Annotated in this window: 7 protein-coding genes; all 7 read left to right on the top strand. The window is 63.5% G+C overall.

Annotated features, from left to right (window positions below; all coding sequences use genetic code 11):
* Window positions 1–58: 58 nt before the first annotated feature.
* Window positions 59–2419 (top strand): FdhF/YdeP family oxidoreductase, encoded by a 2361-nt coding sequence (locus tag BLW48_RS27795; protein WP_093178671.1) that lies wholly within the window; start codon window positions 59–61, stop codon window positions 2417–2419.
* Between the two features lie 28 nt (window positions 2420–2447).
* On the top strand, window positions 2448–2735 hold the full coding sequence (locus BLW48_RS27790; RefSeq protein WP_093058009.1) for a hypothetical protein: 288 nt from the start codon (window positions 2448–2450) through the stop codon (window positions 2733–2735).
* Window positions 2736–2766: 31 nt separating this feature from the next.
* Window positions 2767–3648: a formate dehydrogenase accessory sulfurtransferase FdhD gene (gene fdhD, locus BLW48_RS27785; protein ID WP_093178670.1), complete on the top strand. Its 882-nt coding sequence runs from the start codon at window positions 2767–2769 to the stop codon at window positions 3646–3648.
* 286 nt (window positions 3649–3934) lie between these two features.
* Window positions 3935–5656: a ShlB/FhaC/HecB family hemolysin secretion/activation protein gene (locus BLW48_RS27780; protein WP_093178669.1), complete on the top strand. Its 1722-nt coding sequence runs from the start codon at window positions 3935–3937 to the stop codon at window positions 5654–5656.
* A gap of 70 nt (window positions 5657–5726) precedes the next feature.
* Complete coding sequence (locus BLW48_RS27775; RefSeq protein ID WP_143047796.1) at window positions 5727–6572, top strand: hypothetical protein; 846 nt, start codon at window positions 5727–5729, stop codon at window positions 6570–6572.
* A 91-nt stretch (window positions 6573–6663) separates the two neighbouring features.
* Complete coding sequence (locus BLW48_RS27770) at window positions 6664–14865, top strand: two-partner secretion domain-containing protein (RefSeq protein ID WP_093178667.1); 8202 nt, start codon at window positions 6664–6666, stop codon at window positions 14863–14865.
* Window positions 14866–14874: 9 nt separating this feature from the next.
* A complete protein-coding gene (locus BLW48_RS35110; RefSeq protein ID WP_143047795.1) occupies window positions 14875–15240 on the top strand; it encodes a cupin domain-containing protein in 366 nt (121 codons plus the stop codon).
* Window positions 15241–15501 lie beyond the last annotated feature (261 nt).

Genomic DNA, 15501 nt, shown 5'->3' with positions numbered 1-15501 from the left:
CGCCGCATGTCCCGATTCAATTTGACGCTCTGCAGGCCCGCGGCGAACACTCGCCGGCATGAGCAGTGAGCAGAAGATCGAGTTTTACAAGGGCCCTGCGGGCGGTTGGGGCGCACTGCGCAGCGTGACGACCGCGCTGCTGCGGCAGGACATTCCCATCAAGGGCGCGAAGACGCTGCTCTCGGCCAACCAGCCCGACGGTTTCGACTGCCCCGGCTGCGCCTGGCCTGACCGCAACCACGCCTCGACCTTCGAGTTCTGCGAGAACGGCGTCAAGGCTGTGGCCGCCGAAGCCACCGCGCGCCGCGCCGGCCCCGAGCTGTTCGCCAAGCACACCGTGGCCGAACTCGCCGAGCAAAGCGACTTCTGGCTCGAAGACCAGGGCCGCCTCACGCACCCCATGGCCTACGACGCGACCAGCGACAAATACGTGCCCATCGAATGGGACGATGCCTTCGCGCGCATCGCGAAGCATCTGAACGCGCTGCCCGACCCGAACCAGGCCATCTTCTATACCTCGGGCCGCGCGAGCAACGAGGCGGCCTTTCTGTACCAGCTGTTCGTGCGCGAGTACGGCACCAACAATTTTCCCGATTGCTCGAACATGTGCCACGAGCCCAGCGGCAGCGGCATGCGTCCGCAGTTCGGCGTGGGCAAGGGCACGGTCACGCTCGACGACTTCGAGAAGGCCGACGCGATCTTCATCTTCGGCCAGAACCCCGGCACCAACCATCCGCGCATGCTCGGCGAGTTGCGCTCGGCTTCCAGGCGCGGCGCGCGCATCGTGAGCTTCAACCCGCTGCGCGAGCGCGGACTGGAGCGCTTTGCCGACCCGCAGGACAAGCTCGAGATGGCGACCATGGGCTCCACGCCCATCAGCACGCACTACTTCCAGCTGCGCGTGGGCGGCGACTTCTCCGTCATCAAGGGGATGATGAAGCACGTCATCGAGCGCGAAGACGAAGCGGTCGCGCGCGGCGAGCCTTCGGTGCTCGACCATGAATTCATCGCCACGCACACCACTGGCTTCGAGGCGCTGGCGGCTGACCTGCGCGCCGAGTCGTGGGACATCCTGGTGCAGGAGTCGGGCCTGAGCGAAGCGCAGATCCGCGCCGCGGCCGATGTGTACCTGGGCGCCAAGCGGGTCATCGCCTGCTGGGGCATGGGCATCACGCAGCACCAGCATTCGGTCGCCACCATCCAGATGATCGGCAACTGGCTCATGCTGTGCGGCCACATGGGCCGCGAAGGCGCGGGTGCATGCCCGGTGCGCGGCCACAGCAACGTGCAGGGCGACCGCACCATGGGCATCTGGGAAAAGCCGCCGGCAGCGCTGCTCGACCGCCTGCAGAAGGTGTTCGACTTCGAGCCGCCGCGGCAGAACGGCGTCGACACGGTCGAGGCCATCCGGCTCATGCTCGAGGGCAAGGGCAAGGTGTTCTTCGCGCTCGGCGGCAACTTTGCGGCCGCCACGCCCGACACCTACCAGACCTGGAAGGCGCTGCAGCAGTGCGACCTGACGGTGCACGTGACCACCAAGCTCAACCGCAGCCACGTGGTCCACGGGCGCGAGGCGCTGATACTGCCTTGCCTGGGCCGCACCGAGATCGACATGCAGGCTGCCGGCCCGCAGGGCGTGACGGTGGAAGACTCGATGAGCATGGTGCACATCTCGATGGGCATCAACCCGCCTGCGTCGCAGCACCTGCTGTCGGAGCCGGCCATCGTGGCGCAGCTTGCGGCCGCCACCATCGGCGCGCGCAGCAAGACGCCGTGGCTGTGGCTCATTGAAGACTACGCACGCATCCGCGACAAGATCGAAGCCGTGTTCGACGACTTCAAGGACTTCAACACGCGCGTGGCGCACCCCGGTGGCTTCCGCCTGCGCAACACCGCAAGCGAGCGCGTGTGGAACACCGCGTCGAAGAAGGCCGTGTTCTTCACGCACGCCGTGCCGCTGGACACCCATTCGCACCGCGCCCGCGCGCGCTTCGCGAAGAAGGGCGACACCATCGTCTTCACGCTGCTGACCACGCGTTCGCACGACCAGTACAACACCACCATCTACGGCATGGACGACCGCTACCGCGGCGTGTTCGGCCAGCGCCGCGTGGTGTTCATCAACAAGGAAGACATCCACAAGCTCGGCATGAAGGACGGCGACTGGGTCGACATCCAGACCGTGTGGAACGACGGCCAGGAGCGCCGCGCCGACCGCTTCAAGCTGGTGGCCTACGACATTCCGCGCGGCAACATCGCGGCCTACTACCCCGAGACCAATCCGCTGGTGCCGCTGTCGTCGGTGGCCGAGAACGCGGGCACGCCGACCTCCAAGTCGATTCCCGTGGTGCTGGTGCCGCACGAGCTGCCGATCCAGAAGCTGGCGGAGGACCAGGCGGACGGGATGGTGGCTGCATGAGCCACCGGGCCGCTGCGCAGGCGATCAGATGAGCGCCTTGCTCCAGGACGACCTTTCCGTGGCAATCCTGCGCATGCTCGCGCAGGCACCGGATGATGCCGGCGTTTCGCTGCCACGCCTCGGCAAACGGCTCGGGCAGGGCGCAAGTGTGCTGATGCGCCGGCTCACGCTGATGGGCGATGCGGCCATCGGCGGCGTGCGCGGCCCCGGCTGGGTGCGCGTGGAGCAGCAGGACGGCCGCTGGGTCGCACACCTCCAGGAGCCCGGACGGGCACAGGTGCAAACGCTGCCCCCTGAAGACGAAATGGGCGACTGAGCCGACAATGGCAGGCCCACCCGGAGCCACCATGTCGCAGCCAGACCTCGCCGATTCCGAAGACACCCTGCCACCGCTCTCCCGGCATGCCGTGCACGTCTTCGGCGAGCGCGGCGTTGGGCCCGAAGGCGTGGTGCGCGACGACACCCTGGCGGCCGAGGTGCCGGTCGCGCTGGTGTTCAACGGCGTCTCGCACGCGGTGATGATGGCCACGCCGCAAGACCTCGAAGCCTTCGCGCTCGGCTTCGCGCTGAGCGAAGGCATCCTCGATACCGCCGCCGATTGCCGCGGCATCGAAGTGCATACGGTCGACGCCTCCGATGCCGGATTGCCCGAAGGCATGCCCGGCATCGAGGTGCAGCTTGAAATTTCCACCCGCAGCTTTGAACGCCTGAAAGACCGCCGCCGCAGCCTTGCCGGCCGTACCGGCTGCGGAGTGTGCGGCGTCGAGAGCTTCGCGGGGCTCGATCTCTCGCCGCAGCGCGTGCCGCAACGCGACTGGATCGAACGCGTCGACCTGGTGACAGTGCTGCGCGCCTTCGCAGCCATGTCGCCGCGCCAAGTCCTCAACGCCGAAGCCGGCGCGATCCATGCCGCAGCATGGGCCACGGTTGACGGCGAACTCACCGACCTGATGGAAGACGTCGGCCGCCACAACGCGCTCGACAAGCTGCTCGGCAGGCTCGCGCTGGCAGGGCGCCTCGAAGAACCGGGCTTCGTGCTGATGTCCAGCCGAGGCAGTCACGAGCTCGTGCGCAAGTGCGCGCGCCTGGGCATCGCTGCGATGGCGACCATTTCTGCGCCAACCTCGATGGGGGTGCGCATGGCCGAGCTCTGCGGCTTGCGTTTCTGGGGGCTGTGCCGCGCGCCGCGCGGTGTGCTCTATGCCGATGGGCAACTCAACGGCAATTGAAGCTTCGCGAGTCGCGATAGGGTGAATGTGATTGGCGGCCGTGGGTGTTCGGCCGTGCGACTTCGATAACAAGAGGCTGATTCTTGTTAACTTCGATGCCAAAAATAAATGCAACGGTGTTGCATATCTAACGGAAATTTCAAGAATTCTCTAAGTCACGTTTGGCCACATATGTGCAGCCAAACACCGCATGAAAATCCGCGCCCGCAGCGTATTCCTCGTTGCATTCGTCCGGATTTTCATGCTCTCTTTTCCACGCTCTCGCGCACCGCAATTGTTGCGCGCCATGCCTGTTGCCTGCCTGCTGTTGGGTGCATCGTCAGGCGCCTTCGCGCAGGCCAACCCTTCGGCTCCCGATCCCTTTGTCGAGCAACTGCGTCAGCAAGAGCGTGAGCGTGCCTTGCGTGAGCAGCAAGAGAAGTCGGTCGACAGCCGTCTGCAGGAGGCGCCGAAGATCGAGTCAGGCCGTGTGCCCGAGGCAGAGTCCCCATGCTTTCGTATTGATCGTCTCGTGCTTGCGGGAGAGCGTTCAGCAGATTTCCAGTGGGCGCTGGATGCTGCCGCCGGCCCCGAGGCGAACGACGACCCCCTCGGCCGCTGCCTGGACACGCAGGGCGTCAACGTCGTCATGGGTCGCCTCCAGCAGGCGGTCATCGCCAGGGGCTTCGTCACTACCCGCGTGCTGGCTGCGCCGCAAGATCTGGCTACTGGCACCCTGACATTCACCCTGGTTCCGGGGCGTATCGCAGCCATCCGCGCCACACCCGATTCGAGCATTCGCTTCGGCAGCAACCGTCTCCTGCTCCTGGGCGCGATCCCTGCCCGCGCTGGCGATCTGCTCAACCTGCGCGATATCGAGCAGGGCCTGGAGAACCTCAAGCGTGCGCCCACCGCCGAAGCCGACATCAAGATCGAGCCCTCGATTGCGCCCGATGCCCGTCCCGGCGATAGCGACCTCGTCGTCAAGTACGTGCAGGCCCGGATGCTTCGCGGCACGTTGAGCGCCGACGACAGCGGCACCGAGCCCACAGGCAAGTACCAGGCTGGCGCCACCGTCTCGGCCGACAACCTTTTCGGCTTCAACGACCTTTTCTACGTCAACGCCAACCACAGCATCGACGGGCATGTCCTGGGCGACCCGCGCCGCGGCACCGAGGGCCAGACCGTCCACTACTCGCTGCCTTGGGGCTACTGGCTGCTGGGCTTCACTGCATCGAACAGCCAGTACCAGCAGACCGTGGCCGGCTTGAATCAAGACTACATCTACGCTGGCAAGACCAACAACGCCGAGGTCAAGCTTTTGCGCCTGATCCACCGCGACCAGCGCCGCAAGACCACTTTCGCGATCCGCGCCTTGCGGCGCGAGTCACGCAGCTTCATCGACGACACCCAGATCGAGAACCAGCATCGCGTTGCCGGCGGCTGGGAGGCCAGCCTGAGCCACAAGGAGTTCATCGGAGAGGCCACGCTGGATGGCACTTTCGCGTTCCGCCAGGGCACCGGTGCCTTCGGTGCCAAGCGAGCACCTGAGGAGGCTTTCGACGAAGGCACTAGCCGCTTTCGGCTCATGACGGCCGACGTGAGCCTCAACGCGCCTTTCAAGCTCGGCGAGCAGAGACTGCGCTACGCAGGCCAGTGGCGTGCGCAGTGGAACCAAACCCAGCTCACGTCACAGGACCGCTTCGGCATTGGCGGGCGCTACACAGTGCGCGGCTTCGACGGCGAGACCAGCCTGCTCGGCGAGCGGGGCTGGTTGCTGCGCAACGACATCGGTTGGGCTGTGGGGCCGAGCGGGGCCGAGCTCTATGTCGGCATCGACTACGGCCATGTGGGCAGCAGGTCGGTCGAGTGGCTGTTGGGCAATCACCTGGCGGGCGGCGTGATCGGCGTACGTGGGGCATGGAAGGGGCTGAACTACGACGTCTTCATCGGCGCACCGATCAGCAAGCCCGAGGGATATCGCACGGCCAATGTAGCGACGGGGTGCAACCTCAACTTCAGTTTTTGAGGAGGGCGCACCACCAGGGAAAGACCGACATCACACCCCGTAAATCCAATCGACAGATCACACAAGATTCATGAAAAACAAGATTCTCCTTTCGCTCTCATTGCTGTCACTTGGCCTGCTTCACGCGTGCGGTGGAAGCAGCGGCGGCGGTGGTGGTGGCGCGCCAATGGCCGCCGCCCCGCTCGGCGCTGCATCGGGGGCGGCTGGTTCGGCCGACCCAGCTCCCGCAAATGCGGACTCTGGTTCCGTATCGGCACCGTTCGCTCGCGGCGATCGCGCGCGCCATCTGCTGCTCGGTGTCGGCGCCCAGTCGTTCGGCGTCCTGTCGCAAAGCGAGCAGGCAGCCAGCGGTGCGATGACCCGCCTGAACGACAACATGCTGACGGGATCGAGCGCGACGAAGGAAATCAACGGCGATGCGAACTTCGCAATCGGCCGCTGGGCCGTCGGCATGGTCACGCGCAACTCGGGCGCGGAGACCCTGACGGGGGCGGACAACCGCGCGTACCACTACGTCGCCCTGAACGAGCTGAAGGCGCTGCCTGCAAGCGGAAACACCACCAGCGACGCCGGCGTCTTCACCAGCCCCACGTATGTGGGCGGCGGCAGTGGGACCGCAGTCAACAGCGGTGCCGCAACCGGGTCTTCCACCCTGGCATTCGGCAGCGAGGGTGCAGCCGTCACGGGCGCTGTGAAGGTGACGGTCGGCGATGCCATCGGCACGGTGAATTTCGACACCAAGGTCAAGTCGCCTTCCAGCACGGCGGTTACGGGCAGCTTCCTCAGTGCTGGCCCGGGCGCCGGCATCACGTTGGGTGATCACGGCAGCAATGCCTATGCGATTGCGGTGGGCTATGCGGCAACGCTCCCTTCCGGCGCGCGGTACATGGGCGTCGCGAAATTCCGCTGCGCTTGAGGTCGTGATTTCGGGGCCGGGGTGACCGTATTGCGATGGTTATCGCCGGCCTTGATTCGAGTTTGGGTTTCCGAGCCACCAGGGAGAAAAAATGAACAAGCATCTTTACCGGATCATCTTCAACGCCGCGCGCGGCATGCGCATGGTGGTTCAGGAAACGGCGGCCAGTATCGGCAAGGGCGCCTCCAAGGGCACGCCCAAGGCCGCAGGAAGTACCGCGGCCGCAGTAGCGCTCTTCGGTGTGCTGGTTGCAGGAACCGTTCGCGCGCAAATAGTCGGCGCGCCCAACGTCCCGGGCAATCTTCGACCGACCGTGTTGGTGGCACCCAACGGCGTGCCGCTCATCAACATCCAGACGCCTTCGGCTGCGGGCGTGAGCCGCAACGTCTACAACCAGTTCGACGTGATGCGCAATGGCGCCGTTCTCAACAACAGCCGCGTGAATGTGCAGACGCAGCTCGGCGGAATCGTTCAGGGCAACCCGTGGCTGGCCGGGGGCCCTGCGCGCGTCATCCTCAATGAAATCAATGGTGGCAACCCGACGCAGTTGCGTGGCTATGTGGAGGTGGGTGGACCGCGGGCAGAGGTGATCATTGCCAATCCGGCGGGCATCTCCGTCAATGGCGGCGGATTCATCAACGCATCGCGAGCAACACTGACCACAGGCGTGCCGCAGTTCAATGCGTCGGGTGGGCTCGACAGTTTCCTCGTACGCAACGGCACCGTCGGCATCGAAGGCGCGGGGCTCGATGCAAGCAGGACGGACTACGCGGCGATCCTTGCGCGGGCCGTGCAGGTCAACGCGGGCATCTGGGCGAGCGAGCTCAAGGTGGTCACGGGTGCCAACAACGTCAGCGCCGATCATGGCAGCGTCACACCCGTTGCAGGCACTGGGCCCTCACCTGCTTTCGCGCTCGATGTCGCTGCGCTGGGCGGCATGTACGCCCAGAAAATCACTCTCATCGGCACCGAGGCGGGGCTTGGCGTGCGCAATGCGGGCAACGTCGGTGCGGGTGCAGGCGGTCTTGTCGTGACGGCGCAAGGGCGACTGGAGAACACAGGGACGTTCGAGGGGCCGAGGGTCGAGCTCGACAGCAGCGCGGGCATCGACAACCGCGGCGGCACCATCCGGCAGACCAGCATGGCCGGCCTCACGATCGATTCACCGGTGTTGAGCAACACGAACGGCGGTGTGATCGGCGAGGAGCCTTTGACACCAACAACCGGCGCGGGCGGTACGGCAAGCACCGGTGGCACGGCGGCCGCCTCGAATCCATCCAATCCGAGCGCAGATGCTGCCAGCGTTGGCGCATCGCAGGTCCCGTCCTATGTCCCGCCATCCCCCGGCACCATCACCGCCGCCGACACGATCCAGAACGACGGCGGGCGCATCTACGCGGGTGGCCCCATCACGCTCAAGACCCCGCAGATCAACAACGCGGGCGGTACGCTCAACGTGGCCACCATGGCCGTGTCCGGTTCCAGCTTCAGCAACGCCGGCGGCACGCTCAACGTCAGCCAGAGCTTCGGTGCGAACGTCGGCCGGTTCGACAACACGGGCGGCAAGCTGAATGCGGGTAGCCTGCACATCGCCACGGGTGGCGATCTGATCAACGTGGATGGCACGCTCACCAGCGGCAGCGATGTGAGCCTCACGGTCGGTGGTAATGCAGACAACACGCACGGGACCGTCTCGGCCGCAGGTAGCTTGACGGCCCACGTGGCGAAGACGGTGAACAACGGCGCCGGCACGCTGGTCGCCAACCAGGACCTGACGATCGACTCTACTGCACTAGACAGCAGCAAGGGCAGCGTCCAGTCCGTCAATGCGGGTGTGCAGCTCGATGTCGCCGATCGGCTGGCCAATACGGGCGGCGCGATCGGCGCGGCGGCGGATCTTTCCATGAAGGCGGGATCGATCGGTACCAGTGGAATGATTCGCGTCGGCAACGACGCCACGCTCGCGGTTGCCGGCGCGCTCGTCAACGACGGCCGCATTACCGCGGGCCGCAACACTGCAATTAGCGCCGGCAGCCTCGCGTCGGGCAGTGCCAGCGTGCTCGGTGCCGGCGTGCTGAACGACAGCAAGCTGGGCGCCGCTGGCGACCTGAGCGTCACGGCATCAGGCATGTTGACTGCGAATGGAATGAACCTCGCTGCCGGCAATGCAGCGTTGCAGGGCGCCAGCATCGACCTGTCGAAGAGCCAGACTAGCGCGGCGAACATCGCCATCACGGCGACGCAGGGCGACGTCAGCACCAGCGACAAGGCAAAGGTACTGACGCCGGGCACCCTGAGCATCGTTGCCAATGCCCGGGCAGGCCAGACCCTGGTCAACGACGCCGGTGCGCTCAACGCTGGCCGGCTCCACCTGCAGGCCTCGAGCATCGCAAACACCCATGGCGGCGAGATCTTGCAGACGGGGGCCGATGCGACCACCGTGGCCGTCTCCGGCACCTTGAACAACGATGGCGGGCGCATCGCCGGCAACAGCCACGACTTGAGCCTGAGCGCGGCCACGCTCAGCAGCGTGGGCGGCAAGATCGAGCATGCGGGTGCAGGTACCTTGCGCATGACGGGCGGCAGCTACAACGGAGCGGGCGGCCAGATCACCGGCAATGGCGCACTGGTTGTCGACCTGAGCGATGGCTTCGCACAAGACAACGGCCGAACCGTCGCAAAGCAGATCACCGTCGATGCCGGTTCGTTGAGCAATCGGGGCGGCAAGGTCTTCGGAACTTCGCTGTCGGTCGACACCCGCGGAGGCGAACTGGACAACAGTGCCAAGGGCACCATGGCCGCGATGGAAGCAGTCGTGCTCAGGTCGGGAGCACTAAACAACGATGCAGGCTTGATCCAGTCGGGCGGTTCGCTGCACATCGACACGAACAGCCAGGTCCTGACCAACACCAATGCGGCCGGCTACCGGACCCAACCCGCAGACCTGGCCGGAGGCATCGTGAGCGGCGGCACGCTCGACCTGAAAACAGGCGACGTCAAGAATGTGGCGGGCTCCGTCGGATCGAAGGGGGCTTTGACGGCTGATACCCAGGCCTTCACGAACACCGATGGCGTACTCATGGGCGGCCAGCCCGCCGCTCTTGGTGCAGACGGCAAGATGCGCAGTGGCACAGGCGGCGTGTTCCTGAACGCAAAGTCTTTCAGCGGCGATGGTCAGATCATTTCCGCCAACGACCTGGGCATTGCACTTGTGCAGGACGTCACGAACAACGCAAGCATCGGCGTCAATGGCAACCTGAGCTACCTCACCGCCGGCAAGTTCACGAACAACACGAAGCTGCTGGCAGGAAGAACGCTCACGGTGGGCGGAAGCAGCGTCGACAACACCGCCGGCGCCGAGATGTCGGGAGCCGACACCATCGTCAACGCCGCGACAACGTTGACCAATCGAGGCTTGATCGACAGCCAGGGATCGACGCAAATCGACTCAGGCGCGCTGAACAACGTCGGCGCGGGCCGCATATACGGCAGCGCCGTGTCTGTCGCGTCCGGCACGCTCGACAACTACGCCGAGACTGTCGGCGGCGTGACCAGGGCCGGGACCATCGCGGCGCGCGAGACGCTGAACATCGGCGCCAACACTGTCAGCAACCGCGAACACGCGCTGATCTTCAGCGGCGGCGTGGGCACCAAGGCCATGAGCATCGGCGGCAAGCTCGACGGGAACCGCGAAGCCACGACGAGCGGCGGTGTCCTGAGCAACCTGAGCGCGCGCATCGAGTCGTTGGGCGGCATGACCATCTCGATGGGACAGATCGACAACCTCGACACGCACATCAGGCTCGGGCCGCAGACGACGACCAGGCAGTTCTCCAGAACCATCGGCGTAGAGGGTATCGGCCACTTCAAGCCGGAAGATGTTGCCTACACACCGGGCAAGCCCAATCTCGCGATACGCAACCCCGACGGCGGCTGGAGGTCCGCCAACGGCCATGTCTGGGGCCTGTGGGACAAAACCGTCGTCACGACGACAGACACGGCCATCGATGCAGATCCCGCAGACATCGTCGCCGGCAGGGACATGGCCCTCAACGGTGGTGGGCTGAACCGTGACAGCCGGATCACAGCCGGCGGCGTGCTGACGGCGCCCGGCATCAGGAACGAGGCATTGCAAGGCGAGGTCACGACGCAGACGGGCTCCATCGTGCATTGGCGCGCCACCAAACGGGAACCCGACATCATCGAACCCGTGTCGAGAGTGAGCAAGGACGTCGGTACCTACGAGAAAACCGGCGGCCTCAACGCCACCCGGGGTTACGACGCAGGCAAGCCCGCCAGCGGAGCGAACGGCGGCAACGGCAATGTCACCATCGTCGAAGTGCCGGCCAACGTCGGTGCGGTTGTGAAAACCGATGGCCGCAGCAACCCCGGCGTCGGTGCCAGCCAAGTCATCCCGATGGTCGTGCGCACCAGCGCCCCTCGCGTTGACATCCCACGGGCCAGCCTGTTCAACCTGAATGGCGGCCCACAAGGCTATCTTGTCGAGACCGACCCGCGCTTTGCCAACTATCGCAACTGGCTCAGCAGCGACTACCTGCTCAGCGGCCTTGGCCTCGACCCCAACAACACCCTCAAGCGCCTGGGCGACGGCTTCTACGAGCAAAAGCTCATTCGCGAGCAGGTCGCACAGCTCACGGGCTATCGCTACCTGGGTGGCTACTACAGCGACGAAGAGCAGTACACGGCACTCATGAACAACGGGGCAACCTTTGCCGGGCAGTACGGCTTGCGCCCCGGCATTGGCCTGTCGGAGGCCCAGATGGCCCAGCTCACCAGCGACATCGTCTGGCTGGTGGAACAGACCGTGACGCTGCCCGACGGAAGCACCCGGAACGTGCTGGCGCCGCAGCTGTACGCGCGTTTACGGCCCGGCGACATCGACGGTTCGGGCGCGCTGCTGAGCGCCGATGCCACCGTCATCAAGGGCGACGGCAACCTCATGAATACAGGCACCATCGCCGGGCGCACGCTGGTCAGGATCGACAAGGACAACGTAAACAACCTCGGCGGACGCATCGCGGGTGGCGACCTGGCCATTCACGCCAGGACCGACCTCAACAACATCGGAGGAAGCATCACGGCTGGCGACGTCGCTGCCTTGACGGCCGGCCGCGACATCAACATTCGCAGCACAACCCAGACCGATGGGTCCAACAAAAACGCGGACCGTATCGCTGGCCTCTATGTGACGAACCCGGGCGGCACACTGGTTGCCAGTGCAGGCCGCGATGTGAATCTGATCGGCGGGATCATCTCCAATCAAGGCACTGGCGGCTACACCTCGATCACGGCGAAGAACGACATCAACCTGGGAACAGTGACCGAGACGCGGGTGATGTTGGGTTCCAGTGTGAGCACGTCGATGGTGATGGCCAATTCACAGGAGCTCGGGAGCACCATTTCCACGAACGGCACTACGGTGCTGAAGGCTGGGCGTGACGTCAACGCGCGGCAGGCTATTGTGGATGCCGGCAAGAGCCTGCTGGCCGTGCACGCGGATCGCGACATCAATATCGAGGCGGGCGAGACCAGAGCTACTGGCAGTTACTCCGCGCAATGGACGGACAAGAAAACCTTCAGTCGCAAAAACAACAACCTCTTTCGCAGCTTCGACGCGATGACGAGTGTGGGCAGCAAGTTCTCTGGCGGACTTGTCTCTCTTGGCGCGAAGAACGACATCAACGTCATCGGGTCCAGCCTCAGCGGCAAGGACGGCGTTGCCGTGATAGCGCAAGGCAATCTAACGATTGTCGAGGGACGAAATACCTCAAACGCCGGCTATCAACTGAGTCAACAGAAGAGAGGGATCAGCGCACTCGGTGCCGCCATGGGGTTTGTGATGCCCTCCGGAAGAGCGACAGCCACAGGCAGCGAGATCAGCTCCGACACCGCCGCGCCCAGCAGCAACGGAGGCATCCTGCTGCAGGGAAACAGCAGCGTCTTCCTCCAGGGCGTGCAGGTAGATGCAGCCAAGGATGTCGCGATCAAAGGCGGCAACGTGGTCATCCAGGCGGCCATGAACAGACAGTCGGTAATCGGGACAACCGGTAGCCAGAACGCTTGGTACGACTTCGGCAGCGCCGCGATTCTCAAGGACGTCGGCAAGGGGATCAAAGCGCGAGAGACAACGGCGACCGAGGTCGATGTCACGACCTTGACCCGAACCAACATCAGCGGCGCGAACGTCAGTATCGCTGCCGACGATACGCTGGCTTTGAGGGGGACGGCCATCAACACTCCGGGAAAGCTGAGCTTGGCCGCGGATATGTGGTTGATGGGGACGCAGACAACCGAAGAGGCGATGCGTACCACCAGTCAGGGACGCGACTTGGTGTACCAAGTTTCCCGGGACAAGGGGACCACCGATCAGACGACCAACTACAACCTGATCAATGCAGGAAAGTTGTCTGTCACGGCGAGCCGTGTACAGGTCGGCCTCGGTGCTCGGGACAGTATCGAGCAGCTCTCCAAACAGCCGGGCATGGGCTGGGTGGATCAGTTGACCAACGATCCGAAGCTCAGCGACAAGGTCGATTGGCAGAGAGTCGATGAAGTCCACAAGAACTGGAACTACGACAAGCAAGGCCTGACACCCGAGGGTGCTGCGGTGGTGACCCTCGTCGTGGCGTACTTCACGGCGGGAGCGGCCTCGGGGGTGGGTGGCTCCGTTGCATCAGGCGTGGGCGCAACCGGAACCACGGCCGTGGTGGTCAGCGGCGCGGTCACGGCGGGGTTGACCGCGCTGGCCAGTCAGGCAGGGGTGGCGGTGATCAACAACCAAGGCGACATTGGCAAGGCTCTGCATGACCTGGGAAGCAGTGCCAATGTAAAGAGCCTGTTGACGGCCATCATCACAGGGGGCGTACTCGGCGGGCTCGATCTCAATCCGACGGGCTTGCCGACGGCGGGTGCCGGCAGCCAGGAGTTCTTCACTCAGCTTGGACAGAACTTGAAGGCTGGCGCGGCCCGTGCGGTGATTGGCACCGCGATCAATGGGGGCAGCCTGGAGGACAGTCTCAAGGACGGCCTCAAGAACGCCATCCTTGACACGGTGGCCGCGCAGGGTGCCGTCGCGATAGGGAAGCAATTCCCGGTCGGCGACTTCAGCAACTACGTGGCGCATGCCATTGCGGGCTGTGCAGTCGAAGCGGCCCGCGCCAGCAACGGCTGCGGCAGTGGGGCACTCGGGGCGGTGGTGGGCGAAGCCAGCGCTATCGCGCACAACGATGGCCGTAATGTGCTGACTGAGGGGTTGCGGTCCGACACGGCGGCCTTTGCCAGCATGTTTGGTGGTCTCGCTGCGGCCATCGCGGGCGGTAATGCGAGCCAGATCAACATCGGCAGCCAGGCGGCCGGCAATGCAGCGGCGAACAATTTCACACAAGCCGTCGCTCGTGGCGCCGCCGCTTGCGCAACAGTCGCGCTCTGTCGCAACTCTGTGCTCCTGGCCGGAGCGGCTGTGGCCATCGATGCCAAGGTGCAATCGACGCACGCCGAACACCCCGAATGGAACGACCGTACGGTCAACGCCTCGGCAGTTGCCGAGGTAATGAGTCGGGGGATGGTTGAAGGTGTCAAAAGCACCTACGACTGGTTTATTGGTACGCAAAGGCCAGCCACCTCCAATACGGGCAACACCAGCCCGCTGCCGGACTATGGACCGTCCCACACAGGTAACACGACAACGCCGCCACGTATAGACGCAACCACGGGTGGTGGCCGGATTGCTCAGGCGAACCAAAATGCGGACATCGCGAGTGGAGGGTATGGAGAGGGGGGAATCCCGAACTATGGCGGCTCGCTGACAACACCGAACAACGGTCCGGCAGGGCCGAACATCGTGATGAGTCAGTCAAATTCGGGACAACCCGTCTTTGGCAATCAACTCCCGGAGAGGCTTCGAGCCGAGATAGCTGCCGCAAATACTGCTGGTGTAAAGCCAATATCGCCGAGTGACCCTTCTTTTGAATCCGTTGTAAATCAAGGAAAGATAAAATTTGTAGTCACTGTAGATGGAAATATTTTCCTGGCACCGCACACGATAAATGGATTTGAAATATCGCATGCCGTTTTGTCCGGTGGAAAGCCAGTTGTTTCCGCGGGAGAGGCCGATATTTCTGGATTCAAAGGATTTTATTTTGGAACAATTATGAATCCTCATTCGGGGCATTTCTTGAATGGGGCGACGAAAAAACAAACTGAGACTTCCGATCAAATGGCTCGTGCCGCTTTTGAGAGAGTTGGTATTAAATTCCCTCCAAATGGAGACTGAAGGAGAAATATGAATAACTACGAAGTATTAAATTGGAAAGGACTCGGTCAGGAGATTTCTGAGGATTTAATTAGAGTTGATTTTCCTCCGCCTGAGTATCGAGTAAGTTCGAAAAAATATCGAAGCAGTGAGGTGCTACCTCCCGGTGCAGTTCGCGCAGGACTACTCTTCGTGTTACGCGGAAAATGTAAATGCGGATTTGGAGTTGATGACGGAGTTTCGATTATTCTTGATGCAGGTCAATATGTGAGTTTTCCGGAAGGACGTTATCAAATCGAGCCATTGGATGGTCAAGATGCTGAGGTCGCGTTCGTTTGGAATGTTTTGAAAATATTTAATGAAATTTTTCCGGGCCAATCCAGAAAAATACCGTGAAATTAAATATTTCTCTTCGCGACTAGTGAATTTTGATGTCAACGATGCAGTTCATAGGCGTCGGTCTGTCGATCAGCTTTGGTGGCATGTTGATTGCCGCCGAAAATTGACCCCCTAAACCCCCCTCGGGTCAAAGAGCGGCGGAATCCAACAAAAAGAGATTCTCGCAATTCCGGCCGAGCCGGTTGAATCTGAGTTTTCAGGACTGTGCGAGGTTGTTGACCGCCCCCCCCCCCCCCCCCCCCCCCCCCCCCCCCCCCC

It is taken from the genome of Variovorax sp. YR266, assembly GCF_900107295.1.
GTDB lineage: Bacteria > Pseudomonadota > Gammaproteobacteria > Burkholderiales > Burkholderiaceae_C > Variovorax.
The sequence above is the reverse complement of the archived record's forward strand: the minus strand, read 5'-3'. Positions and strand labels throughout refer to the sequence as shown.

Bases quoted from the DNA above. Each gene is read 5' to 3' on its own strand.
- BLW48_RS27795 (WP_093178671.1), top strand. From the start codon at position 59: ATGAGCAGTGAGCAGAAGATCGAGTTTTACAAGGGCCCTGCGGGCGGT.
- BLW48_RS27790 (WP_093058009.1), top strand. From the start codon at position 2,448: ATGAGCGCCTTGCTCCAGGACGACCTTTCCGTGGCAATCCTGCGCATG.
- fdhD (WP_093178670.1), top strand. From the start codon at position 2,767: ATGTCGCAGCCAGACCTCGCCGATTCCGAAGACACCCTGCCACCGCTC.
- BLW48_RS27780 (WP_093178669.1), top strand. From the start codon at position 3,935: ATGCCTGTTGCCTGCCTGCTGTTGGGTGCATCGTCAGGCGCCTTCGCG.
- BLW48_RS27775 (WP_143047796.1), top strand. From the start codon at position 5,727: ATGAAAAACAAGATTCTCCTTTCGCTCTCATTGCTGTCACTTGGCCTG.
- BLW48_RS27770 (WP_093178667.1), top strand. From the start codon at position 6,664: ATGAACAAGCATCTTTACCGGATCATCTTCAACGCCGCGCGCGGCATG.
- BLW48_RS35110 (WP_143047795.1), top strand. From the start codon at position 14,875: ATGAATAACTACGAAGTATTAAATTGGAAAGGACTCGGTCAGGAGATT.